Raw genomic sequence first — 24,993 nt, 5'->3', positions numbered from 1 at the left:
TAAGGGAGCAAGCGCAGTGCGTCCTTATAAGAAATGATTCGTGTCTGATGAATTACTATTCAATTAAATGTGTAATTTAGATTAATATAAAAATTTCATTTTAAGGAACTGTTGAGTAGCAATAAAGTTCCTCCACTAAAGGGCCAGATTGTGGAGGAAACAGAAAGAGTAAGAATCCTGATTAAAGATCATTTGTGAAACGTTTTACTTAAACTAAACGTGGCAGGTTACTTTAAAAATATGCTATATTATCAGCTGCATGTCCTATACGAAAAAATCTCCGTAAGCATATATTAATTTAGGTAAAAGCTAGTTTTTTATTTAAAATATGTTTTTAAAAGGGTGATAAAATGCATAATCAAAAAGATCAGGACAGGTGCTTCCAGTGCGACTTTCTCTACATTGGTGATAGCTTCGACGACACTGTGAAGACTTTCGACCCGAAAACAGGGAAGTTCCTTGGCACTTTTGTCGCACCAAATAGTGGAAACTTGCATGGTCCCCGGGGACTTATCTTTAACCATGTGGGCAATCTCCTTGTCACTAACCAGAACGTCGGGCAACCCGAGAATGGCGACGTATTGAAGTTAAATGGGCAAACCGGGGCGTTCCTGGGCGAACTCGTCCGTTCAGCCGAACCAGGCGCTCCGTTGGCACCGCGTGGTATCTTACTCTCCAAACATAATGTCCTGTTTGTGGCGGATTTGGGTGACTTCGACTTCAACACGGGCATAGAAGTGCCTGGAGAAGTGCGGATGTACAATGGTTCCACTGGGATGTTTCTAGGCAATGTCGACCACCCCTGCTTCAACCCATGCCACCCCCGCGGATTGGTCTTCGGTCCTGACGGCTTGCTGTATGTCTCCGTCATTGACTTTTTAGATTCGAATAAAGGTTGGGTGCTGCGCTTCAACCTGAAATCAGGGGGATTCGATGTGTTTATTGTGAGTGATAACAAGAACAAACTCCATCGTCCCGAAGGTTTAGTCTTCGGTCCTGACGGCAACCTCTACGTCACTAGTTTCAAAAAACTTGATGACCCTAATGACACCGACAAAATTCTGATCTTCGATGGTGATACTGGCGAGTTTATCGACAAGATTGACCTCTATGCCCCGGGAAAACCACGTGCTTTCGCACAGGCACTCCTTTTTGGACCGAATGGAAAATTGTTTGTCCCTATTACGGGCCCGTTTGACAATGCTACGGGGGCCCCTACAGGCGAATTTACCGGTTCAGTACGACGTTATAATGTCCATAGCAAGAAGTTCAAGGAGGTGGTCCCCCCTTATAAAAAGGGCGGACCATTGGGAGTGCCGTGGTACCTGACGTTTGGCAATACGAATCCCGCAACACTAGCTTACCGGTGTAACCGGGAAGAGAACAGCCATCATCATCATCAACCTCATGAGTAAAGTAGTAACGAGAGCAGTAGTTAATATTTGAATATATAAGGAAAGACCGCTTCTAGAGTTTAGAACGGTCTTTTTAAACCTTCTAAAAGGTTAGATTCACAATATCCTATGATTTGTTAAACGATATTCCATATTCAGCGAACGGGTGCTTGTCTTGAATAAGATTTAAGCAATGATCTTCAACAATCGGGAACGATTGTTGAGCAAACACAGGTAGAAAAATGATTAAACTTTTTTATGAAAAATTATTCACTAGCAACAAATAACCCAAGGATTTTAATCAAAATCCTTGGGTTTCTTCTGTTGAAAAATCAATTTTTGTAACATGCTTTTGATCAAAATTTATTACAAACCACTAGCATTCACGGCAAGCTTATGGGTTAATAATTAAGCTACGGCAAAGATAAGCTTCCTTTTGCGGATATTACGTAACCTTTGGCCAGAAAGATGTACAAGTTATGGAATCGTTTGGACCTGTAAAAGATGAAGTCGGGAATCGTTATATGCTTAAATGATAGGGTGCTTTCTATTAGGTATAGAATTTATATAACTATGCTATTTTTTGGTTTTTTGTAAAAATATTGTAAATATTAAATGTAATACACTTGTATATTGTATAATCATAATGTGTAATTACAATGATTTCGAGAGGGGGATGTAAATGATAATTACTTTAAACTTTTAAAAAGGTTGTTTTAATAATGTATTATACAAATAAAATGTTTTTAAAAAAATACTCGGTTTAAATTGTTTAGATTAAGCAACGGCTTCTTCTAGTTTTTTGGATGATCAAGACAAATGAAGAAAGGAAGTAATCATTACATGGAAAAATTATCGTTATTAACATTTGAAAATATAGTAGAACCTCTTTTAAACGAAAGTGTATCATTTATATATTTTCCTATTGAATGGCTGGACATTGTAGAAATACATTATAAGACGTTTTTATTAACGAGTAAGTTGAAACGTTTGAATGAAAGATTGTACGATATGTTTTCTGATATATTGTTTATTCAGCATAATCCGTATGTATTAAATGAAGATACACCATGGATTATATCAAAAAAACCGATTAGACAAGAACAACTCGATTATATTTTCCAATGCTGGTATGAAGTCATTCATGATTGGAAACCGAACAAATTAATAGAACCACCAAAATATGAATGGCATAACGATTTAATTTCTAATTTGGCAATTTTACATGATAATGAAACGTATGCTAAGTGGGTACCCGCTTTAATTTCACATATTTTTTGTGAACGACCTGTACAAATGGAAGATAAAATTGAAGAAGAGATCTATTTTTCGCCACTACGATCACAAAATATTTGTGAGGCAATGTCAGAACCGATTAAAGATGAAAAAACACAAGATTTTTTTGCCTATGTATATAGGTTTGAATGTATAACTCGTGCAGGAGAGAATACCCCTTTATTAAATGTTTCAGTAGGTATTCGAAGATTCTATCAAGAATATAATCATCCAGATATTCCTTTGCTTTTGAGACGAAAACGGGGAATGATATTGATTTCTACCCCAGATTCTGCATTAAATAATAAAAAGTTGAGGTTTGTAAAACTGAAAGTACAGCAAGCGACAAACGGTATGAAATGGATTAAGATATTTAGAAATTTAAAAGATGATTTTCATATAGGTGGAGAAGTAGAATTAGACCATATTCTCGAATATCCGAAAGACTATATTATGGGAACAAATATTAAGGTACTACTTCCATATAATGAGAGAATATATAAAGTGCAAGGCACTAAAATAAAGTGTGGTATAAAAGTAGAGGATAGGAAGTATTTATTTAAAGAATTTCAGCAGAAGTTTACTTATTTCACATTACTCCCAGAATGTAAAAAGATAGTAACAAATAATGAAGATGAATTATTTCCTTTAATTGCCCCAAAAGGATTAGAGACTTTAACGTTAGAAGTTTGGTCTGAAAATATATCGATGGAAATAGAACAAGCATTAATGGATAGTGAACTTGTTTTAGCTACAATTGGTGAGTCATCTTATGTATTAAATACAGATTCACCAGTATTGTTAAAGGTAGTGAGATTTAATATTGAAAAGGTGTTGCAAAATCCATATAAAATGCAGTATTGCCAGAAGTATAAGACAAACCTTGTAGATGATGTTACGAAAGCGGTTTATGAAACTGCAGGAGAGCGGTGTGATGCGACATTAGCATTAATCGCAATGAAAAATTGTGATGGGCGAGAGAAAGTTGATCCAAAACAAATTGTTCGAGAAGGATTTGCACGAACAAATCGTATTTCATCATTTATTAATTTATTTATAGGTAAAAGTGTTTCTCGTAAAACAATTGTAGATTGTATTTTTAGTTTATTAGAACAAAAAGGGTTTTTGAAGCGTAGTTGGAATAAAATACATTTACCTTGTACATATGTCAATTTATCAATTGAACGAATTTCGAAAGTTGATTTCTTGCCTATTTTTTCGAAAATACAAGGTAGGGAAATTTTATATAAATTATATGGGAATAAAGAGTGGCAAATGATTGACCAGTTATTATTAAATATAAATAAACATAATGCATTTTTGCCGCAACCATCAAAAAGAAATGATATGGGGGCTCTTTTTAAACAATTTGTTTCCGATACATTAATGGAAATTTTACAACATGCGAAAGAGCGAAATGAACAAGTGTATTTCATTGTAGATGCGGATATGAGAAAATATTGGATAAAAGAGTTGCAAAATGAAAAAATTGACATAAATATTTTACCTGAGATTGTTCCAGCTATGCAAAAGGTTCCAAACTTAAATGTCATAAGAATAAATACAGCTTTTGATGTACCAAGCTATGGTGTGATAGAACATGATGATGTTACGGATGGCACAGGTTTATATGCAGATCAAAAAGGTATGTATTATAGCACTGGTGAATATGCATTAAATGGTCGTGAAATATTGCAGCGGCATATACTTGAAATTTTACCGTTAGGTGTAAAACCTATAGAAAGGGATTACATTGCTAAAATGATACATTACATGTGTTGTAATTCTAGTATGCTCTTGGAAAAGAATGTACATATGACATATTCCGGACATATGGTTAAAGTGATCAAAAGTTACGTTACAGATATAGATGCAAGAGAGTTTAAAGAGTTTGAAGATGAATTAGATGTAGATATAATAAAAATAGAAAAGAAAGATTCCATGATTCTACTATAAATAACGTTAACAAATCCTGTTCGTTATATACCGATCAGGATTTGTCATTTTTTCATGTAAATAATGCTATCCTTTGTCATGTATCGCTTCTTTTAAGTATTTACTTTATGAACATACAGGATTAAGATGTTTTTTAGAAATATAAAAACTATATCATATGAAAAAACGAGTTTTACTAATTTAAAAAATTGAAAGGAATGGGGAATTGTGAAGAAATTAGATGTTCTATTAATGCTACTGAGCGGCCTCTTTCCAATTGCAGGAATTATAAAGCAAATCCCGCTAGAACAATCTTTATATATTGGAGGACTATTATTTTTTACTAGTTTCGGTAGTTATTTTGCGAAAAAGATATATTCACGTATATGTAGCTGGATAGCGTATGCACCATTTATAACACTACTGTTAGTCATTTGGAATCAGGATATATCAACAAGTTCAATCATTTCGAACGCAAAAATTGCCGCTTGTATCGCGTTAATTCCGTGTTTATTCCGTTTTCGTACATATGGACTTACTTTGGGCTTATTCTCATTATGGGCTGCTTTACTATGGGATATAAAAGAAGTACAGTCGTTAGTCATACTTGAACGCATGACAAGTTTAATGACAAGCCATTATGTGTACCTACTACTTCTAATTGGAGGACTTATATTAGGAGGGTTACTTGCGATGTTAATACATCGCAAAGAGAAAGATAATAAAGAGAATACAAATCTATTTCAACAAAAAAAGAAACGCAAAAGGCTATCATTTAAGATCCGTCTTCCAAGATTACCAAAATTAAAAATGAAATTATTTAAGTTTGGGAGAAAGACGTCTAAACGTAAAAATCCAGAAAGAGTCCATGAGCGTAATTACGAAGAACCAGCTGCAACGTATGAAATGACAGAGCAAATAGATCAATATAAAGAAGGGACTGCTCAAGGACAAACAAGGATGGAACGTAGAAGAAATAAGTATAATACGTAATGAAATTTAGTAACCCTTTAATGATTTATCGTTAAATAGATAAATTATTAAGGGTTTTTTTATCTTTTTCGGCAATTCATCTCCATCTGATTTGTATTACGGGTGAAGCCCAACAATTCAGGTGGAGATGAATTGCCGTTAGAAGGTAGACTGAACTCTTTTGTTTCGTTCAAAATAATTTTTTGAGGGCGAATAGTTTGGTCTAAGGATAATAGGACGCATTATCGATATAGTGGCAAACGAATCACTCGTGGGCAGTACCAAAGTAAAGCAGGAACATGTATACACGTTGATATTTATGGTGCATTGAATACATTGCAAAAATCAAGAGTTGTAGAATTACATGAAAATCTCAAAGTGAAAACACCGATTCTATTAGAAGTGCAAAAACGTAAGGCTGTTGCTTCACGTATAGTTTAGTGGGTGTGTCAACCATCTATGTGTACTCGACTTGTCGGGGCTTGTTGCACACGCCGGAGTCATCTCGGTAGGGGTAGTTGACTTCTCAGGATTATATGTCATACGTCTAAAAGAGGAATTGATAATATGAACGAGAACTTATTAATTAATTGAATCGCATATGTGAATAATAATAGAAAGAAGATGATAAAGTGAACAAAGAAGAGCTTGTAAAGAAACAATTTGGTAGTAATGCAGAAAAGTATGTGAAAAGTAAAATTCATGCACAAGGACTGGATTTACAATATGTAGTTCAACAAGTTGAAACTCGCCATAATACTCGTCTTCTTGATATTGCTACTGGTGGTGGACATGTTGCAAATATATTAGCACCTATGTTCGAAGAGGTAGTTGCACTTGATTTAACAGAAACGATGTTGGAAAAAGCAAAAGGTTTTATAAAACAAAATGGTCATGAAAATGTGTCTTTTGTAGCTGGAAACGCAGAAGATTTACCATTTGCAGATCATTCTTTTGATACAATTACATGCCGCATTGCAGCACATCATTTTACGAATCCAATGCAATTTATTTTTGAGGTGAATCGTACGTTACAGGATAAAGGGCTATTTATATTAATAGATAATGTCTCACCAGAAAATAATGAATTTGATACTTTCTATAATTTTATAGAAAAGAAACGAGATCCGAGTCATGAACGAGCTTTGAAGAAAACAGAATGGATTACGTTATTGGAAAAAAGCGGTTTGCAAATGCAGTCATGTTTCACCTTTGATAAAAAGTTTGATTTCGACTGGTGGTGTGACATGATGGACGTACCAGTACAAAAGCGTGAAAAGTTAACAGAGTGTATGATGAAAACACCAAATGAAATGAAAGAATACTTTCATATTCAATTTAAAAATCATAAAGTAGAGTCGTTCTATACTGAAATGGCAATGTTTATATGTAAAAAAAGTACAACGTTAAAAAGATAAAGTGAAATTTTAGTCAACGAGGGAGTGCCCACTTATTTCTAATTACTAGTCTTCACCAATCGAGCTACCCGGCAAATAGCAGAATAAATATGTTGCAGTCTTTCCGAAGTACGATATACTTAGTACAGAGAAAATGAGAATTGAGGAATAGTAATAATGATTCGTGTACGTATTGAAGGAACCGAGGAAGAAATGCTTGAATTTATGGAGAAAATGCCGGACATTCCTGGTTTTGAAAAAACACATATGAGAGAACCGAGAAGAGGAAATAATCCAAAATATGATTCCAGTAAAAATGTATTAGCATATTTATCTTATAAAAAGATAGAAGTCGCCAATAAATAGGCGGCTTTTATTATTTTGTGCGGTTTCACCACCTTGTCTTTTTCGCATAATAATGGTAGTAGATTATGCTGAAGAGGGGTGAAGACAGTTAATAAGAAAATAATTTTTTTCGGAGATTTTGGTATTGATGATGCTGTTACTTTAATTTATGCGAATAAAACATGTAAATTAGATATTTTAGGTATTGTTGCAGAGTATGGAAATGTATCGAGGGAAATTGTTACGGAAAATGTATATTTTTTAGAAAGATATTATGCGACAGAAGTGAAAATTATTGAGGGCGCTAGTAGGCCTATGACAGCTGAAGAACCTTTATTTTTCCCTGAAATCCATGGTGATCATGGTTTAGGACCAATAATCCCTCCTGAAATGAGGATTTGTAAAAGGGAAAATTTTTGTGAGTTGATTACATTAATTGAGCCGTGTCCAGAAGAGATTGTTATTGTGGCGACGGGACGTTTGACAACACTTGCAACGTTATTTTTATTGTATCCAAATGTAATGAATCGTATTTCTTCATATTATATAATGGGAGGCGCTTTCCTATTTCCTGGTAATGTTACACCAGTGTCTGAGGCGAATTTTTACGGCGACCCAATTGCGGCGAATATTGTTATGAAGTATGCGCAGAACGCTACTATATATCCGTTAAATGTAACGCAAGAAGCACTTATTACACCTGAAATGGTCGATATTATAGATAAACAAGGAACCGGACAGGCGAAATTAATTAAGCCAATGCTTGATTTTTACTATGATAACTTTTATAAAAAAGAGTATCCGGGTATTGGTGGGAGTCCGATTCACGATTTACTTCCGTTCATTTCATTTATAAATGATGATATTTTTGAATATAAAAAATCCGCAATTTGGATAAATACGACAAATGATGTAACGAGAGGTCAAAGTGTTGCGGATTTTAGGAAAATAGCTGAGCCGACGGTGTTTGATAATAGGCCTGTACAAAAAATTGCGGTTGGTTTTAACTATCCGGCTTTTAAAGAAGAGTTTATGAAGACGATATTGAAGCCGGATTGTCCTTAAGTTTTGTATACACAATCTGATTGATTTTTGAAGAGCGAATAACTTATGAGAAATGAAACATAACTAATGGTAAGCAATTGTTTCTGATTATAATTTTTGTTTCTATATAAAGGAGGCTTTCATATGATTTGGTCTTTAATTGTCGGTGGTATATTAGGATGGTTTGCAAGCTTACTTATTGGAAGGGATGTACCTGGTGGTGTAATTGGTAATATTATTGCTGGTATTGTCGGTTCTTGGCTTGGTACGAAGCTATTTGGTAATTTTGGACCTGTTATAGGTGGATATGCAATTGTCCCAGCTTTAATTGGTGCAATTATTTTGATTTTCATCGTAAGTTTTCTATTTCGGTCAATGCGAAAATGAATACAAGGGACTGCTTGCATTTGTAAGCAGTCCCTTTGAATTATGTTGTTTAATCTGTTATGCTACTGTTATACAATCAGGAGGTGTCAGCATTGAAAACATTTACAGTAAATTTCCATCAAGAAGATAATGCAAAAGCGACAACAGTACATAAACTAAGTGAAGAGGACTTCAATAAAGCAACAGAAAAAGGTACTCGTCATCTATTTGATTTAGATACAAACGTTGGCTTCTTTGTATTCTTTGACGCAGAAGATGCAGAAGGAAATGATCAATACTTAATGTTACAATATGAAGGAGATCATGAAGAGCCTAGTGCTTGCTACGGATTTGATTTAAAACTATACTATCAATTTTTAGCACTATACTTAAACGATCTTGAATTCCATGGCGAGACAGATGAAGAAGAGGAAGAGTATGGTCCGATTCATCATTTAGCGCATTTACTTTATCATATCGTTGAAGATGGTAAATCAATCGAAGTGTAATATACATATTTGAAGCTGTCCTTAATTAGGACAGCTTTTTAATTATAGGATATGGGACATGTAGATTGCAGGATAAACAAGGGGAGCTTACGATGGCTTGTTTATTTCTTCCATATTCCTATGGCAATACATCTGTTCTAATGAGCGTAAGTAAATGTATGGAGGCTAATTCAATGCTTGTAGATGTAAAACACTTTATTAAAGCAGCAGGCTTAACATGTATAACGACACTGAGTGGAGATAATACATTTGCTCATAATTTTGAAACTGTAAAAAGTACAATTACTACATATGTAAAAAAATTAACATTTATCTCTTAGTTTTACTTTTATAAGGTATCTACATATATTATTTTGAAAAGAATCTGTTTTACTTCAGGTTTTTTTTATTTGGTATAAAGTCTGTTGTTTTTTGGCATTTACATATGCTTTTTGTGACATATTTTATTTCATGCAATAGAAGAAGGATATAGCAGGTAAGAAGAGAAGGTGTATATAAGGAAAGTATAAACAGCAAAATCTCAATTTATTTGAAATCGATGCAAGGTAAAAATAATGTTATAGAATGTTTATGAATAGGAGGTAGAAAAGTATGAAAGTATATTTGAGAGTACTGAAATTTTTTCTAACTTTAACATGTGTAATAACATTGATTGCTTGTGCGAATACCGAGGAAAAGAAACAAACAAATTCAACATCTGAAAATGATATGCCTGAAACGGGTAACAAGAATGAGGATACTGCATCGAAAAAAGAATCAACGGAAAAACCAAAAAATCAAGATTCAACAAAACCTTCAGCAGATTCGAATTCGAAAAATACAACACTTAATCAAAAATCAATTAACCATGTTAAAGAGTTATTTGAGCAAGCAAAAGAAGGGAAAGTACCTAACGTACCATACGCAGCACATACAGGTGACATCGAGGAAATTGAAAAAGCGTGGGGAAAAGCAGATAAAACAGAGCAAGCGGGGAACGGAATGTACGCAACTTTTACAAATAAAAATGTTGCATTCGGCTTTAATAAAGGATCACAAGTTTTTGATGTTCGTTCTTACCATGCTGAGCTTAAGTTAATTACGTTACAAGAAATCGAAAAAGCTTTAGGAAAACCGTCATCGGTTAAAGTAAATGGGAATGATAAAATATATGTCTATAAAGTAAACGACCAATTTGAATTAAAGTTCATTATTCCAAATTCAACTGGTAAAGTACATCATATTTCGGTTTTCTCACCGGAGGATAGTATGAATAAAATGGCAGGTTAAAAGAAAGAGCTGTTCCTATAGGGATAGCTCTTTTACTTTTGTTCGCTCTAATGACTGAACGAAAACTGCTTGAATAATTCCACCAATAACTAAGAAGAAGGCACAAATATAAAATAGAGTACTACCACTAAATATGCTTACTAATAGTGCTCCTACAAACGGTCCGCAAGTTCTTGAAATATCCCAGTGTATACCGTAAATCGAAAAATACAATCCGCGTCTATGACTTGGAGCAATTTGTGAAACGAATCGAAGCAAGTGGTTTAAAGCAATACTTTCCCCCATTACTAAAAAGAGTAATGTAAAGAATAATGACCATATAGTTGTAGAATAACCGTATCCAAGCGCAGCTAATGTATAGCAAGTATAGGAAATGATAATGATTTTAGACATTGAAAATCGTTCAGACCATTTTACAAGAAAGATTTGGAGAATGACTTCCATAACAGCTTTACAAGTCGAGATAAATACAAGTACGAATAGAAAATTTGGAAATACACTTTCGGCATATATTCGATAATTCGATTCGGTTTGAGCGTAGAAAAAACTAATAGGAAGTGTCGAAACCATAAGTCCAAATACAGCATAATGTTTTGAAATAAATTGTTTTGGTGAATATGCTTCTTTCGTTGTTTTGATGTTTTTCATAAGTGGCGCTGTTTCAGGAAGCTGCGTCCAAACAAGTACGGCATATAGCGTAAGGACTACACCTTGCAGTACAAATAAATATTCAGGGTGACTATTATAGAAAAAGGCGCCAATTAATGGGCCGATTACAGACCCAATCGCTCCCATCGTTTGCAAAACAGCAAATATTTCAGCCTGTTGTTCTTTCTTTGTTAAGTCAGCGATTTGAGCTCGCTGTGCTGGAATATATAAGGAGCGTCCAATACCATTTAAGATATAAAGTAAGGCGAAAAATACGACTGATTCAGCAAAAACGAATCCACTTATGGCAAAAGCTTGTAAAAGTAACCCGATTAACATGATTTTCTTTCGGCCGTATTTATCTGTTACGCCACCAGCAATTAATGTAAACACAATATCAGATAGTGGCTGTAATCCGAAAAGAAGCATCGTTACGATGATATTTCCATGTAACGCTTTATTAACGTGAACAATAAAAATGATGGCTAGCATCGCTTCTGTCGTTCGGACTAATAATTCACCAAAAAATCGAATGAGAATGGGCTTGTTATAACGTTTTATCAGTTGATTCATTTCTATATCCTCCTCTCTATATTGAAATGATAAGATGGAAGCAAGAAATGAAAAAGTGTAGAATGAAAGTGGAAGATTTTTCATCTTTTAGGGGGCGTTTTATGACGGTTTTGGAGCAATATATGCACCTATGGCTTCAGTATGGAAAAGGACGATCAGAGGGGGAACAAGTAGAAATAACAATACAAAATATATCTGAAACATTATTTTGTACGGAGAGAAATAGTAAACTAATCATAAAGAAATTGGAAGACTTACATTGGATTATGTGGTTTCCTGGCAGAGGAAGAGGAAATCGTTCGAAATTGTCATTTGAAAAACATCCACTATTTTTAATTTTAGAACGAGGGAAAGAAATAACGAGACAAGGGGATGTAAAAAGCGGAAATGCATTTATTGAAAGGTATAGCTCGTATTTTCCATCGCTTCAAACACAGTTTCAAACGTGGATCGATTCGATATTTGGTTATCAAGTTGAAAGGACATCTTATGGGAGAAGAGATGTGCTTCGTTTGCAAGTACAAATGAATCTAGATATCGCATTAGATCCTGTCTACGCTACAATGCGTTCGGAGTGTCATATGGTAAAACATATATTCGACACACTCGTGTATGTAGACGGTAATACAAACATTATAGAACCAAGACTTGCATTTCACTGGGAATATAATGATGTTGAAAAGGTATGGACGTTTTATTTACGAAAAGGAGTCTACTTTCATAATGGAAAACAACTTACTGCACATGAAGTTGTATACTCACTGAATCGATTTCAGAAAGCTGAAAACAATCCACATGCATGGATGTTACAACACGTTGCAAGTGTCCGTTCAGTAGATGATTATATTGTAGAAATTCAATTACATATGGAAAATAGTATGTTTTTACATATGCTAAGTACAGAACAGTGTTCTATCGTAAATGAAGATGAAGCAGGAAATTTAATTGGGACAGGGCCTTTTAGGTTATATAAAAGGAATGAAAATCTCTTTATACTAGAAGCTCATCATTTATATTTTCGAGAAAGGCCTTTTCTAGATCGCGTTGAATTATGGAATGTAAAGCAAAGTGTCAATACATATGATGTTTTAGTAAAGGCGCAGTATAAAGATAGAGAGAAACATAATAAAGACCTGTCTCGACTTGAGTCGAATGTAACATATATAACATGTAATCAAGTGAAAGAGGGACCAATGCAAGATGAGTTATTCCGGAAAGCGTTATATAAAATCATTCATGGCAATCCAATCGTTCAACAACTCGGCGGAGAACGTGGAGAAGTGGCAAAGGAGCTACTATTAGCAAATGGCAGTGTAATAGAGAGTGAAGAAGATATAAAAGGTTTAATTAAGAGAAGTATTTACCGTAATGAAGTACTACAACTCTATACATTTAAAGGACGGGACCATGTTGAAGATGCACATTGGATACAAAAAGAGTGTGCAAAATATGGCGTAAATATTGAAGTCAATTTTCTAGAAACAGAAGAGTTATTGCACATAAATATAATACAAAAAGCTGATATGATGCATGATAGCGCAACGATTAGTGAACGGTTAGAAGATAGTCTGCTGTACATGTTTCTTACAAAAAACAGTTTCGTTCATCAGCATAGTAATATAAATTTTAATGAAGAATTACAGCTGTATTTTACCGAAAATCAATTAGAGAAACGGGTCACATTGTTGCGCGACATTGAGGACACATTGTTACGTAGAATTCATATTGTTCCGTTATATCGCAACAAACAAGAGGTAAGTTCTCACGAAAAAGTACAAAATATAATAATTAATTCACAAGGGTGGATTGATTATTATAAAATATGGTTTAAACCTTGATGAATAAAGGTTCTTATGCATTTTCATGAAATGTACAAGAGCCTTTTTTCTGTGTAAAACAGGTTTGGTTTACACATTGTTACGCTAAATGTAGTAAAAGTTTATTTACAGCGTAACAGTGTTATGTTACATTGTTGTTAGGAAGGAGTGTTATACAGTTGAGTACAGATTTAATTTCAAAAAAAGATTTATTAGAGCTTACTGGTATTTCATATGGACAGTTATATAGGTGGAAGAGAAAAAATTTAATTCCGGAAGATTGGTTTGTACGGAAATCAACATTCACTGGTCAGGAGACATTTTTTCCGAAAGAAAAGATTTTAGAGCGTATTGATAAAATCCAAACGATGAAAGAGGATTTATCACTAGATGAATTAGCGAATATGTTTTCACCAAGTGTAACAGAGATTCTTTTAACGAAAGAAGATCTCATTCATAAAGGGATTACATCAGAATCTGTTTTACAGTTTTTCATAGAGCAAACGAACAAAACGGAAGATTTTCAATTTGTAGATATTCTTTATGTGTATATGTTAGAAGAACTATTGCAATCGGGAGAAGTTAGTTTAGAAGAAGGAAAAATGGTTCTGCAAGTTTTACGAGAAAATTATGAAGCGATTAAGCATAAAAATTGTGACTTAGTTATGATCCGAAAAATGGGGATTTCTACATGCTTATTAGTATCAAATGTTGAAGATTTGATTTTTGAAAGGGGAACGAAGATTGTTTTACGTGAAGCAATTATGAAGTATACAGAAGCATTAAAAACTAAACTATTGTAGTGGAGGAGAAATAATGCGTACAGAAAATTTAATTATAAACGGTTATGGTACATCGAATGGTGGTGGGTTTTATAAAGTACAACTAAATGGAAAAGGGACTGTGAATGGAAATGTTGAATGTGAGCAATTTGAATGTAACGGTTACGGTGCAGTTACTGGCGATTTGAAAAGTAGTAGTGCACGAATTAGCGGATCTGGTAAAGTCGATGGCACAGTTCATGCTGAAACGATGCGAATTGATGGAAAAGCAACAATTACGCAAAATGTAAAGGCAAACAGTTTGAAAATTGCAGGAAAAGGTACGATAGGTGGAAATGTCACTGGTGAAGAATTTAAAGTCAATGGTCAAGCAACAATTGACGGTAATTGTGAAGTGGATACTTTCTCTTCAGAAGGACAATTTACAATTGGCGGATTATTAAGCGCTGATGAAATAAATATTAATATTCACGGTACATGTCGAGCGAAAGAAATTGGTGGTCAAACGATTAAAGTAAGACATAGATCAGGTACATTAAGTAGGCTGTTTAAAACAGTATTTGGTTTGCAGTTAGAAGCGGAACTATTAGAAGGTGACAATATCGATATTGATTATGCTCACATAAAAACGGTAAGAGGAAACAATGTTACAGTAGGACCGAACTGTGAGATTGAACTCATAGAATATACCGGTGTTCTTACTGTTGATAAAAGTGCAAATGTAAAAGAAATTAAGCAGGTATAAAGGAAGGGAGAAATCAGTATGGAACATCAACATAGTCTTACAGTGAATGGTTCTGGTAGTTCGGCAGGCGGAGATTATAATAAAGTGAAGATTCGCGGCGAAGGAACAATTTCTAACGATATGAGTTGTAATGACTTTAAAACGTACGGCACAAGTGATGTACGCGGTAATATGAAAGTTAAAAATTATGTTGTGTATGGAGATAGTGAAGTACAAGGAAATGTAAATGCGGATTATGTAAAAGTATACGGTAATACACAAATAAATGGTGATGCTCATATTGAAAAAACAAAAGTTAGAGGTATGATTGAAGTGAAAGGAAAGCTTTCAGGTGATTTCGTAGATGTGAAAGGTGCTTTAAATGTGAAGGGAGATATTGAAGTAGAGGAACTATCACTAACTGGTGGTCTTGAAAGTGATGGATTACTTAATGCTGAAAATATTGAAATTTCACTTCGTTATGAAGGAAGTAAAGTAAGAGAAATCGGTGGTAAAAAGATTACCGTTCGTAAAAAAGCACGATTCGTTCCATTTATAAGTCATGCTGGAAGCCTTCAAACATCGATTATTGAAGGAGATGATATTTATTTAGAACATACTATTGCTGAAGTAGTAAGAGGAAACAACGTTATAATTGGTCCTGGATGTGAAATTAGTGTTGTAGAATATCATACTAGTTTTAATCAGAAAGGTAACGCAGTCGTAAAAGAACATAAACAAATATAAGTAATGCGAGGGAGAATACGAGATATGGTTGAGAAGAATAATAAGCTCGGCTTTGTTGTGGCGGGTTTATTGCTAGGTATTTTAATGGCATCAATGGATAATACCATTGTCGTAACAGCGATGGGAACAATCGTTGGTGACTTAGGAGGCCTTGAAAACTTTGTATGGGTCGTTTCTGCCTATATGGTTGCAGAAATGGCAGGTATGCCGATTTTCGGTAAACTATCAGATATGTATGGTAGAAAGAGATTCTTTATTTTTGGTTTAATCGTCTTTATGATTGGTTCGGCACTTTGTGGCACTGCTGAAAATATTACACAGTTAGGTATTTATCGTGCTATTCAAGGTATTGGCGGCGGGGCATTAGTACCGATCGCTTTTACAATCGTTTTTGATATTTTCCCTCCTGAAAAGCGTGGGAAAATGGGCGGGTTATTCGGAGCAGTATTTGGCTTATCGAGTATTTTTGGGCCACTACTAGGCGCATATATTACAGATTACATTAGTTGGCACTGGGTATTTTACATTAACTTACCACTTGGTATTTTAGCACTTATTTTTATTACATTCTTTTATAAAGAGTCACGAGTTCATAGAAAGCAAAAAATTGATTGGTTTGGCGCAATTACTTTAGTTGGTGCAGTAATTTGTTTAATGTTCGCCTTAGAGTTAGGTGGTCAAAAATATGATTGGGATTCTAGCTTTATTTTAAGTTTATTTGGTGGATTCTCTATTTTAATAATCGCATTTATTGTTATTGAGCGAAAAGTCGAAGAGCCAATCATTTCATTTGAAATGTTTAAACAACGCTTATTTGGAATGAGTACAATTATTGCCTTATGTTACGGTGCTGCGTTTATGTCAGCAACTGTATACATACCGCTATTTATTCAAGGTGTATACGGTGGTACCGCAACAAACTCCGGATTATTACTTTTACCGATGATGTTAGGGTCAGTTGTAACAGCTCAATTAGGCGGATTTTTAACGACAAAGCTTAGCTACCGAAACATTATGATTATTTCTGCAGTTATTATGCTAATTGGATTATTCTTATTAAGTACGTTAACCCCAGAAACAAGCCGTGTATTATTAACTATGTACATGATTATAATTGGTTTTGGAGTCGGATTCTCCTTCTCTGTGCTAAGTATGGCAGCTATTCATAACTTTGGTATGGAACAGCGCGGATCTGCGACTTCAACGAGTAATTTCATTCGTTCATTAGGAATGACACTTGGTATTACAATCTTTGGAATGATCCAAAGAACAGGTTTCCAAGATCAATTAGAGGAAGCTTTTAAAGGGATGAGCGGAGGAATGAATACAAATGCATTAGGAGATTCAAGAGCCATTCTATCAGAATCGGCAAGATCTCAAATTCCTCCGCAAATATTAGATAAAATTATTGAAGCTCTTTCTAGTTCAATCGTTCAAACGTTCATGTGGGCATTAGTACCAGCTGGTTTAGCATTCATATTCATTTTCTTTATGGGAAATGAGCGCATGGTAATTAAGAAACAACAAATGAATAAAAAGAGTGAAACATCAAAAGCGTAATGAAAAAGCTCCTTTCAAAGTTGAAAGGAGCTTTTTCGTATGTACGGCGTTAAATTAGCCTTCGATAATTTCGTATTCTTCGTCTGCTAATAATAAAATTTGTGTTTTCTTACCTTTGTTTTGAACTTCGATTACATCGTATGTACCTAAGTCTCTTACTTTGCTTTGAGAAGCGTTAACCATAACTTCAATAGAATCAATTAAGATATCTTCTTCAATATATGATTCAGGTAATGCCATATCTTCAGTATCTAATACACATGCGTATAGATTTTGTAAGTTTTCAGCAGTTGGGTTTTGTTCCTCAACATCAATGATGTTTTTTACTGCTTCCATATTTTCTTCTTTTGCTTGGTATACTTTAATTTTAGCCATTGTTTTAATCTCCTTTATAACGTAATCGTAGAGGCTACACATCATCCCGCGCTAACGAGCAGTAACTCCCACCCAAAGGTGAAGAAGCGAATGATGAGAAGCGTGGCAGATAACTGCCTGTAAGAGCTCGATTGGTTCAACTAACCATTAGTGGGGGAAATCTTCCCGCTAATGAAAGTTTCACTTTATTATAACGTTTTTTTCATGAAAGATGAAATTGTTATATGTATTTATAGGAAAATTTATGTGTTATTACGCATTATTGACGTAATTTCATTATTAATGTGATGAGTAGGTAACTATATTCCTACGTTAAAGTTATATTGTCCAAGCTTTTCTTATATTCCGCTCATATTATATGTATTAGATAAAAACAAATAGGGAAGGGATGGAGTGTAAGTGGATTGTGAGCCGAAACGTAATTATAGATGTCGCAAGAATAGAATTTGTGAATTTTTACGAAGTTTAGAACCTTTTACAAAGGTTGAAAGTGTCGTAATAGCTGGAAACGAAATTGTTGTATCTTATTTTCTCTCATTTAATAATATGAAAGGCATCGTATCATTCGTACAAGAGGACAATGATGTTATCTTTGTAGATTGTTCAAAGATTGATGCAATTCGAATAGGAAAAGTGTGTAGTTGTAAAACGAAAGTTAAATTTATTGAAGAGGATTTTAGTCTACTTGGAAATGTTTGTCCACAATGTTTAACGGAGGGAAGTACACTCTTTTTTGACTTTCACAATCCAGAATTGAATGTATCTCTACAAGCAAAAACAATTGATGCGCCTAGTTGTACTAAATTTACAGATGAAAATGGCAATGCAGTGAAGCAGGTTACAATAGTTGGGGAAGCGGTTGTTTCTAAAGATTTTGTGCAAGTACCTGAACTGTTAGATTTTCGATTAGTTTTATCGAATACAGCTGCGAATCCTTTGAAGTTTGGAGTACTGTTCATTAATTTCCCTGATGTTACGTTTATTATTCTTTTCGCATCAAGGGGATATCTCAACATTTCGAACTGTTTAAAAATAGAAAGTGGGACTGGTAATGTTGAGATTGAAGAGATGAAAAAAATGATAATTGATGATCATACTTTGTATAAGTCAATTATTAAGTTGACTAAAATATATACAAATGGTGCCACAGAATCCTTTACTTCTAAGAAGGAAATATAACGTATTTATAATTGATTAATCCTCTTGCAAGATAGTGAGAGTTTTTATATATATGAATTGAATTGTATTAACGAAAAAATTGCTTTGTTAATATGAATGTTAGTAAAGCAAATAAGAAAAGGGCTATTGAAGTAGCCCTTTTTTACTATGCAAATAGTTGTGAGTAACTTTTTTTAAGATTAATTAATAATTGTGTTATTTACTAAATTCTTTTTGAGCTCCCATGTAGCTTCCGATGATATTTTGATAACTTGGAAGGTGCTTAGCAAGTAAAGCTCCAAAGCCTTCAACATCATTTCGCCAGTCACGCTGTAATTCAGCTGCAACGCTAAACCAGTTCATGAGTTGAACTCCCCCATGGGCCATACGCATAAGAGCGGCATTAGCGACTTGTTTATTAAAAGTTCCAGATGCATCAGTTGCCACAAATACTTCATATCCTGCATTTACAGCAGATAGCGCTGGGAATGCAACACAAACATCAGTAACGACGCCTGCGATAATTAGCTGTTTTTTACCTGTTGCTTCAATAGCTTTTACAAATTCATCATTGTCCCATGCGTTTATTTGTCCAGGACGCGCTATTTTAGGCGCATTTGGAAAAAGTTCAATTAATTCTTGCATAAGTGGGCCATTTGGGCCATCTTCAAAGCTAGTTGTTAAAATAACCGGTAAATCAAAAAACTTAGCGGTATTTGCAAGAGCTAAAACATTATTTTTGAACTCATCAGCTCCATAGTCACGCACTAGGCTAGAAATTAGACCAGTTTGATGATCCACAAGAAGAACAGCGGCATCACTTTTTGAAAGACGAGAATAGAAATCAGACATTTTATAATCCCCCTTAAAAAGTTTATTTACAAATTAATCTTACAGTTATTTAGATGGGTTTGGTATACGTGAAAAAGTTTTTCAATAAATTGGTTTTATTTAGATATAAAGATGTGTATTTTGAAATTGCAAAAGTGAATTTTACTTTTTTGATTAGATGTTATAATAATTTTATATTTATGAATATTTTATAATTATATGGAATTTAGTAGACGTTTGCATATTTGTAGAATAAAAGGGCTTATGAAAAAAGTAGAGGTACATGGATTCTAATGAAAGCAGGAATGTAAATGATATATGAAGCGAATATGTATACAAGAGAAAAACTAGTTACTATGTTCGAAGATTTCAATAACGTTGTTTTACTGTCTTATTTACAGGGACATATGGGGACCGCTTGGGTAAATAATCTTGAAAATCCAACAGTAGCGCAAGTTACGATAGGGATTTTCACATTTTATGCTGGGGATTCAAATGCGAAAGAAACAGAAGAATTAGTACGTAACATTCCTGATAGAATGTTAGTAATCGTAAATAGTGAAGATTGGAAAAAGCGTTTAGAAACATTTTACGGAAGAAAAATAGATAAGTTTTTACGCTATAAATTCAAACGTAATGCTGAAGTTTTTAATCGTTCAAAATTACAATCTTTTATATCAGTGCTTCCAAAAGGATACGAGTTAAGAAGAATAGATGAAGATATCGTAAATAACCCTACATTACATAAAGCCTCTGAAGATTTTACAAGTCAATTTCAATCAGTTGAAGATTATATAAACCGAGGTATAGGGTATTGTATTTTGTATAAAGGAGAAGTTGTATGCGGTGCATCATCATATATCATTTATGATGATGGAATTGAGATTGAAGTTGCGACTGATCAAAATCATAGAAGAAAAGGTTTGGCGACTGTAGTAAGTGCGGCGTTAATATTGGATTGTTTAGAAAAGGGTAAATATCCAAACTGGGATGCAGCGAATACTACATCTGCCAAATTAGCAGAAAAGCTAGGATATATTTTTGACAGGGCCTATGATACTTATTTTGTGGATAATAGGTAAATGAACGGGGATTGATACGAATTGAACAACACAAAAAAGCTAATAAATCCTATTAAATTAATATTAATTAATCCTTTTTTAAAATGACAAATTGGGTATAAAAACTGACTTGAAAAAGTCGGTTTTTATTTTTTAACAATAAGGTAAGGTGCTTCCAATATTAATTTGCTGGTTCATGAATATTATGAAATGAAGAAATTAACAAAATTAATTTTATCTGTTTTAATAAATTTAAGAATAGAATTTTGAAAGTTTCTTCGGAAATATTGTTATCTTTTTAACTATTGAACTTACTCAACATATTATGGTATTTTTCCGCGATTCTAGTTAAGAAATTTCATTTTTAATAGGTAAATATTCATAAAAACTAGGTATATTAAGCTGGGTGTATTTGATTATTAAAGAGAGAACACTCTTTATATTTGCAAATGATAAAAGTGACTATGATACAAGCCCGCGCATTAATAGAAAAAGTACATATACAGTAAAGAGAGTTAAAAAGCTCTAAATTCTTTTATAAAGGAGATTATAAAATATGAGTGAACAATGCCCAATTAATGTACCATGTCAAGTAGAAGGACAAACTCAAACACCATTAAGTGATGCAGCTGCAACACCAATTCTTACTCCAGGAGCGCCAATTGTAAAAATACCAGTTGTATTAGCAGAAAGAACAATTCAAATTGTTGTAGAATCTGATATTTCATTAGATCCTCCAGCAGTGGAAATTAAACGTATTTTAAAAAATGTATTTTTAACACAATGCAAGTTAGTTCCTGTAGCATTTACTCCAGTACCAGGTACAAATTTCCGCCGAGTTACAAGAGCAAAATTATTTGTACAAGGATATATTCGTAAAAATATTGAATATGCAAATGATGAGTGTAATGGAGTGCTATATGACCGCGTTGCTAATGTTCCATTTTCTGGTTTTGCGGATTTAATGGAAGCTGATTTTCTATCACTAGCTTTAGTAGCTGCTTCCTCAGATACTACTTCTCACTTTATTAATCCTAAAAATGGTGATCTACCACGTTTAGACAAATACTTCTTCGAAAATACAGTTTTTTATAATGAACAACCGTATTGCGAATTAGTAAGCGCTCAATTTTTCGAGTTAGACTTTTCCCCTTGTCCAACAGAATTAAACGAGCCATTTGGTACTCTTCGTGAAAAAATTGTACTAGACCTTACTTTAAAAGTGTTGCAAGTACAACAAGTACAAGTATAAAAATAAAAAAGGCATTGTCTTTAATAAAAAGACAATGTCTTTTTTATTATTATAAAACATATATAATGATGAAATACTCGTGTACCAAAAGCATATTCTTATGAATTTCATCAGATGGGGGGGGATGGTGATGAATAAGCCATGGGTTGGTAAGGAAATATGGAACAAAGTTTACAAAGAGAAAATACTGAATGGTCAAGATGATTCGGGCGAAATAAGAAAAAAAGGGGGGATTGAAGAAATTGAATCAAAAAAAGAAGACGTAGTAATTGAACCAGAGAGAGAAGAAATGACAATTGAATCAAAGAAAGAAAGAGAAGAAACTGGATCAGTAAAAGAAGATAAAGAGGTTAGATTAGAGGAAGAGGAAATAGCAATTGAATCAAAGAAAGAAAGTAAAGAAATTGGATTAGAGAAAAAAAGTATAGATTCAGGATCAAAAATAGAGACTTCAGTGCGTTCAATAGTAGTAAAAACTCCATTTTCTATTATTTCGGATGTGACTAGTTTTATAAAATTCCCTAATATAAATGTGAAAACTCAAGAAGCGTTTCTATTTCGTAATGAACAAAATGTAGGCGGGCGTGAGCTGGATGCTAAGTTATTAACTACAGTGCAACATTATCATGGAGAAGTTAATTGTAATTTAATTTCTTCAAATCTTTATGAAAAGAGAGTGCTTTTAGAACTTCCTAATAAAAAAGTAAAAGGGAATATGGAGGAGAATTGGGTAGATGCATCTTCGTGGATTCCTATCCACGGTATAATATTAGAGAAGGAAGATGAGGCAGACGTAAATAATTATATAACTGCGAAACTACCAATAGAAATAGGGAGATATAAAGGTGAAATTAGTTTGCAAGAAAAAGTGGAATTTAAAGAAAAAGTTACAGGGATAAAAGAGGTGTCACAGGAAATTATTTTAACAAAAAAAGAATTCTTATTGCCTAAAATAATAAAGGAAGGAAATAATCCATCTAAAATTGAAAAAGGGAGTTTACTTGTAGAAGGTTATATTTTTCAATGTATAGAATTTATATCAGAGCGCAGTACATTTCATGATAATGCGTATCAGCTAATACAAAATATTGTATTGGAATTAACAGTACAATTATTACAAGAACAGGAAGCTTGGGTGCGGATTAAATAAATGATCATATCTCCATAAATTAGCTAATAATATCTTCAGGAGTATGTAATAGTGAAACTTAAAAATAATGCTAGCAAGTTTGTAAACGAGCTAGCAAATAAGGGATGGGAAAAAATCCAAAATACAACTGATGGGTTGATTGAAAAAATTATGCAATTATACGATAGATAAAACGGATAAATATTCGTTAAAACATGATGTGTATTAGAAGGTATATCCCCTACAAGTAAAGAAAACTCACAACTTAAATAGTAATACATGTTTATCGTAAGTTTTTAAACACCAATTATATTTTTTTAGAATAACTGGATGGACAACCTCTTGTGTAGTATCTATTTCAGTAAAACCATATTTTTTATAAAAGTTTTTTAATTCCTCGAAAGGGAGACAGAATACATTTTGAATATGTGATTCCTGCGCTGTTTGCACTAAAAATGAAACGAGTGCTTCTGCTAATTGTAACCCTCTAAATTTAGGAGCGATGAAAATACCACCCATTTCCATAGTCTCTCCGTCAATTTGGACTAAACGACCTACACCTGCATACTCACCCTTACATGTAATAATCGCAACTTTATCCCGCTTTAAATCACTTGGTGCAAATCCTACAGATGCATATTGATTATTAATCCATTCTAAATCTTGAATGGTGGCTAGTTGTATACCCATATGCCTCCCCTTTCGGAAAAGTATTAATGTTCTCATTATATATAGCTCAATAACTGGTGAAAAGAGGATAAATCGAAATGATTTTTCTCTGTGGTTCAAGTTTTGAAGAATAGTGCATACAATATAAAGTCTTTCCCTTTCTTCATTTATGTTTTACGTATATAATTTAAAAGTACTATTATTTATTATTATTTTTTTATATTTTAACAGAATAGAGGTTTAAAAATGGGTGTTAAAATCATTACGGATAGTGCGGCGGATTTACCGGTAGAATTGCTGCGGGCATATGATATTGATTTAATTCCACTCCGTGTATATGATGAAGCAGAAACAGAGTATTTAGATGGAGTTACATTAAATTCAGTTACATTATTGCAAAACATGAAAGAAGGCGCGGCTTACAGAACGTCATTGCCTTCACTTGAAACATTCCAAGAAAAATTTGTTTCTTATGCAAAAGAAGGTAATCCTTGTATATATTTAGCTTTCTCATCTGAACTATCAGGTACATATCAATCGTCAGTTCTTATTAAAGAAGAAGTGAAAGAAACATACGCTAACTTAGATTTAGAAATTATCGATACGAAATGCGCTTCACTAGGTCAAGGGCTTGTCGTATTAGAGGCTGCTAAAATGGCAAAAGAAGGCGCAACAAAAGAAGATATCTTAAACCGTGTCGCTTTTCTAATGAAGCATATGGAACACATCTTCACTGTAGCTGACTTACAGTACCTTGTTAGAGGCGGGCGCTTAAGTAAAGTAGCAGGTTTTATCGGCGGTTTATTAAACATTAAGCCGATATTAAACGTGGAAGAAGGAAAACTTGTACCACTTGAAAAGGTAAGAGGGAAAAAGAAAGTACTTGGCCGAATTGTAGATATTATGGAAGAGCGTGGAAAAGACCTTAAAGGTCAAACAATTGGTATAACACACGGTGATGACTTAGAAACAGCTGAAGCGTTAAAAGAGTTAATTACTGAAAGATTTGGCTGTGAAGTATTTATTGTAAATACAATCGGAGCAGCAATCGGGGCACATACAGGACCTGGTGTTATAACATTGTTCTTCTTAAATAAAGTAGGGTAAAGGATTGATCTTTTGATCAATCCTTTTTGTTTATTGTTATAATGCTAAGAAAAT

24 protein-coding genes and 1 pseudogene are annotated in these 24,993 nt (G+C 33.7%); 21 read left to right on the top strand and 4 right to left on the bottom strand.

Annotated elements, in window-relative coordinates:
- The first annotated feature begins 350 nt into the window (after positions 1-350).
- The 11 genes and pseudogenes from COE49_RS23720 to COE49_RS23665 all read left to right on the top strand — a co-directional run bounded on the left by COE49_RS23720 (position 351) and on the right by COE49_RS23665 (position 10,506).
- Entirely contained in the window at positions 351-1,415 is a 1,065-nt protein-coding gene (locus tag COE49_RS23720) for a Vgb family protein (RefSeq protein WP_098882311.1), read from the top strand.
- An 822-nt stretch (positions 1,416-2,237) separates the two neighbouring features.
- Positions 2,238-4,625 carry an RNaseH domain-containing protein gene (locus COE49_RS23715; RefSeq protein WP_088229183.1) on the top strand — a complete coding sequence of 796 codons (2,388 nt, stop codon included), beginning with the start codon at positions 2,238-2,240 and terminating at the stop codon, positions 4,623-4,625.
- A 207-nt stretch (positions 4,626-4,832) separates the two neighbouring features.
- Complete coding sequence (locus COE49_RS23710) at positions 4,833-5,597, top strand: DUF3959 family protein (RefSeq protein ID WP_088229184.1); 765 nt, start codon at positions 4,833-4,835, stop codon at positions 5,595-5,597.
- Between the two features lie 195 nt (positions 5,598-5,792).
- Positions 5,793-6,017, top strand: a pseudogene (locus tag COE49_RS23700) (RNA-guided endonuclease TnpB family protein); the annotation flags it as partial.
- 191 nt (positions 6,018-6,208) lie between these two features.
- On the top strand, positions 6,209-6,994 hold the full coding sequence (locus COE49_RS23695; protein ID WP_098840946.1) for a class I SAM-dependent methyltransferase: 786 nt from the start codon (positions 6,209-6,211) through the stop codon (positions 6,992-6,994).
- A gap of 156 nt (positions 6,995-7,150) precedes the next feature.
- Positions 7,151-7,339 carry a DUF3970 family protein gene (locus COE49_RS23690; protein WP_071711923.1) on the top strand — a complete coding sequence of 63 codons (189 nt, stop codon included), beginning with the start codon at positions 7,151-7,153 and terminating at the stop codon, positions 7,337-7,339.
- A gap of 78 nt (positions 7,340-7,417) precedes the next feature.
- Positions 7,418-8,383: a nucleoside hydrolase gene (locus tag COE49_RS23685; protein ID WP_088229186.1), complete on the top strand. Its 966-nt coding sequence runs from the start codon at positions 7,418-7,420 to the stop codon at positions 8,381-8,383.
- 123 nt (positions 8,384-8,506) lie between these two features.
- On the top strand, positions 8,507-8,749 hold the full coding sequence (locus tag COE49_RS23680; protein ID WP_088229187.1) for a GlsB/YeaQ/YmgE family stress response membrane protein: 243 nt from the start codon (positions 8,507-8,509) through the stop codon (positions 8,747-8,749).
- Positions 8,750-8,841: 92 nt separating this feature from the next.
- Positions 8,842-9,237, top strand: coding sequence for a hypothetical protein (locus COE49_RS23675; RefSeq protein ID WP_000847585.1), 396 nt, complete (start codon positions 8,842-8,844; stop codon positions 9,235-9,237).
- A 173-nt stretch (positions 9,238-9,410) separates the two neighbouring features.
- Positions 9,411-9,557 carry a chorismate mutase gene (locus tag COE49_RS23670; protein WP_088229916.1) on the top strand — a complete coding sequence of 49 codons (147 nt, stop codon included), beginning with the start codon at positions 9,411-9,413 and terminating at the stop codon, positions 9,555-9,557.
- Between the two features lie 271 nt (positions 9,558-9,828).
- Positions 9,829-10,506, top strand: coding sequence for a YjgB family protein (locus COE49_RS23665; protein ID WP_088229188.1), 678 nt, complete (start codon positions 9,829-9,831; stop codon positions 10,504-10,506).
- Positions 10,507-10,521: 15 nt separating this feature from the next.
- Here COE49_RS23665 and COE49_RS23660 read toward each other — a convergent pair whose 3' ends face one another.
- Positions 10,522-11,727, bottom strand: coding sequence for an MDR family MFS transporter (locus COE49_RS23660; RefSeq protein ID WP_088229189.1), 1,206 nt, complete (start codon positions 11,725-11,727; stop codon positions 10,522-10,524).
- Positions 11,728-11,828: 101 nt separating this feature from the next.
- Here COE49_RS23660 and COE49_RS23655 point away from each other — a divergent pair, with 101 nt between their 5' ends.
- The 5 genes from COE49_RS23655 (at position 11,829) to COE49_RS23635 (ending at position 17,357) form a co-directional block, all read left to right on the top strand.
- Positions 11,829-13,565 (top strand): ABC transporter substrate-binding protein, encoded by a 1,737-nt coding sequence (locus COE49_RS23655; RefSeq protein WP_098252144.1) that lies wholly within the window; start codon positions 11,829-11,831, stop codon positions 13,563-13,565.
- 158 nt (positions 13,566-13,723) lie between these two features.
- On the top strand, positions 13,724-14,347 hold the full coding sequence (locus COE49_RS23650; RefSeq protein ID WP_088229191.1) for a YhbD family protein: 624 nt from the start codon (positions 13,724-13,726) through the stop codon (positions 14,345-14,347).
- A gap of 13 nt (positions 14,348-14,360) precedes the next feature.
- Positions 14,361-15,071: a bactofilin family protein gene (locus COE49_RS23645; protein WP_088229192.1), complete on the top strand. Its 711-nt coding sequence runs from the start codon at positions 14,361-14,363 to the stop codon at positions 15,069-15,071.
- A gap of 18 nt (positions 15,072-15,089) precedes the next feature.
- Positions 15,090-15,797: a polymer-forming cytoskeletal protein gene (locus COE49_RS23640; protein ID WP_098252145.1), complete on the top strand. Its 708-nt coding sequence runs from the start codon at positions 15,090-15,092 to the stop codon at positions 15,795-15,797.
- Positions 15,798-15,821: 24 nt separating this feature from the next.
- The gene (locus COE49_RS23635) at positions 15,822-17,357 is read left to right on the top strand and encodes an MDR family MFS transporter (RefSeq protein ID WP_088229194.1); all 1,536 of its coding nucleotides are present in this window, start codon (positions 15,822-15,824) and stop codon (positions 17,355-17,357) included.
- Between the two features lie 54 nt (positions 17,358-17,411).
- Here COE49_RS23635 and COE49_RS23630 read toward each other — a convergent pair whose 3' ends face one another.
- The gene (locus COE49_RS23630) at positions 17,412-17,732 is read right to left on the bottom strand and encodes a hypothetical protein (protein ID WP_088229195.1); all 321 of its coding nucleotides are present in this window, start codon (positions 17,730-17,732) and stop codon (positions 17,412-17,414) included.
- A 399-nt stretch (positions 17,733-18,131) separates the two neighbouring features.
- Between COE49_RS23630 and COE49_RS23620 the strand changes: the two genes are divergently transcribed.
- Positions 18,132-18,911 carry a BC_2878 family exosporium-associated protein gene (locus tag COE49_RS23620; RefSeq protein WP_088229196.1) on the top strand — a complete coding sequence of 260 codons (780 nt, stop codon included), beginning with the start codon at positions 18,132-18,134 and terminating at the stop codon, positions 18,909-18,911.
- Between the two features lie 195 nt (positions 18,912-19,106).
- Here the strand turns inward: COE49_RS23620 and ycaC are convergent, their stop codons facing one another.
- On the bottom strand, positions 19,107-19,742 hold the full coding sequence (gene ycaC / locus COE49_RS23615) for an isochorismate family cysteine hydrolase YcaC (RefSeq protein ID WP_088229197.1): 636 nt from the start codon (positions 19,740-19,742) through the stop codon (positions 19,107-19,109).
- Between the two features lie 290 nt (positions 19,743-20,032).
- On the opposite strand from ycaC, the gene COE49_RS23610 reads away from it, so the two are divergent.
- From COE49_RS23610 to COE49_RS23595, 3 genes are all read left to right on the top strand, one after another.
- Positions 20,033-20,803, top strand: a complete 771-nt coding sequence (locus tag COE49_RS23610) for a GNAT family N-acetyltransferase (RefSeq protein ID WP_088229198.1) — start codon at positions 20,033-20,035, stop codon at positions 20,801-20,803.
- Between the two features lie 535 nt (positions 20,804-21,338).
- The gene (locus tag COE49_RS23605; RefSeq protein ID WP_088229199.1) at positions 21,339-22,034 is read left to right on the top strand and encodes a CsxC family protein; all 696 of its coding nucleotides are present in this window, start codon (positions 21,339-21,341) and stop codon (positions 22,032-22,034) included.
- 130 nt (positions 22,035-22,164) lie between these two features.
- On the top strand, positions 22,165-23,184 hold the full coding sequence (locus COE49_RS23595) for a BC_2427 family protein (protein WP_088229200.1): 1,020 nt from the start codon (positions 22,165-22,167) through the stop codon (positions 23,182-23,184).
- A 237-nt stretch (positions 23,185-23,421) separates the two neighbouring features.
- Here the strand turns inward: COE49_RS23595 and COE49_RS23590 are convergent, their stop codons facing one another.
- Positions 23,422-23,853 carry a GNAT family N-acetyltransferase gene (locus tag COE49_RS23590; protein ID WP_088229201.1) on the bottom strand — a complete coding sequence of 144 codons (432 nt, stop codon included), beginning with the start codon at positions 23,851-23,853 and terminating at the stop codon, positions 23,422-23,424.
- Between the two features lie 225 nt (positions 23,854-24,078).
- Here COE49_RS23590 and COE49_RS23585 point away from each other — a divergent pair, with 225 nt between their 5' ends.
- Positions 24,079-24,939, top strand: a complete 861-nt coding sequence (locus tag COE49_RS23585) for a DegV family protein (protein WP_088229202.1) — start codon at positions 24,079-24,081, stop codon at positions 24,937-24,939.
- The last annotated feature ends 54 nt before the right edge of the window (positions 24,940-24,993 follow it).

This window comes from Bacillus sp. AFS029637, from assembly GCF_002584985.1.
GTDB lineage: Bacteria > Bacillota > Bacilli > Bacillales > Bacillaceae_G > Bacillus_A.
The sequence above is the reverse complement of the archived record's forward strand: the minus strand, read 5'-3'. Positions and strand labels throughout refer to the sequence as shown.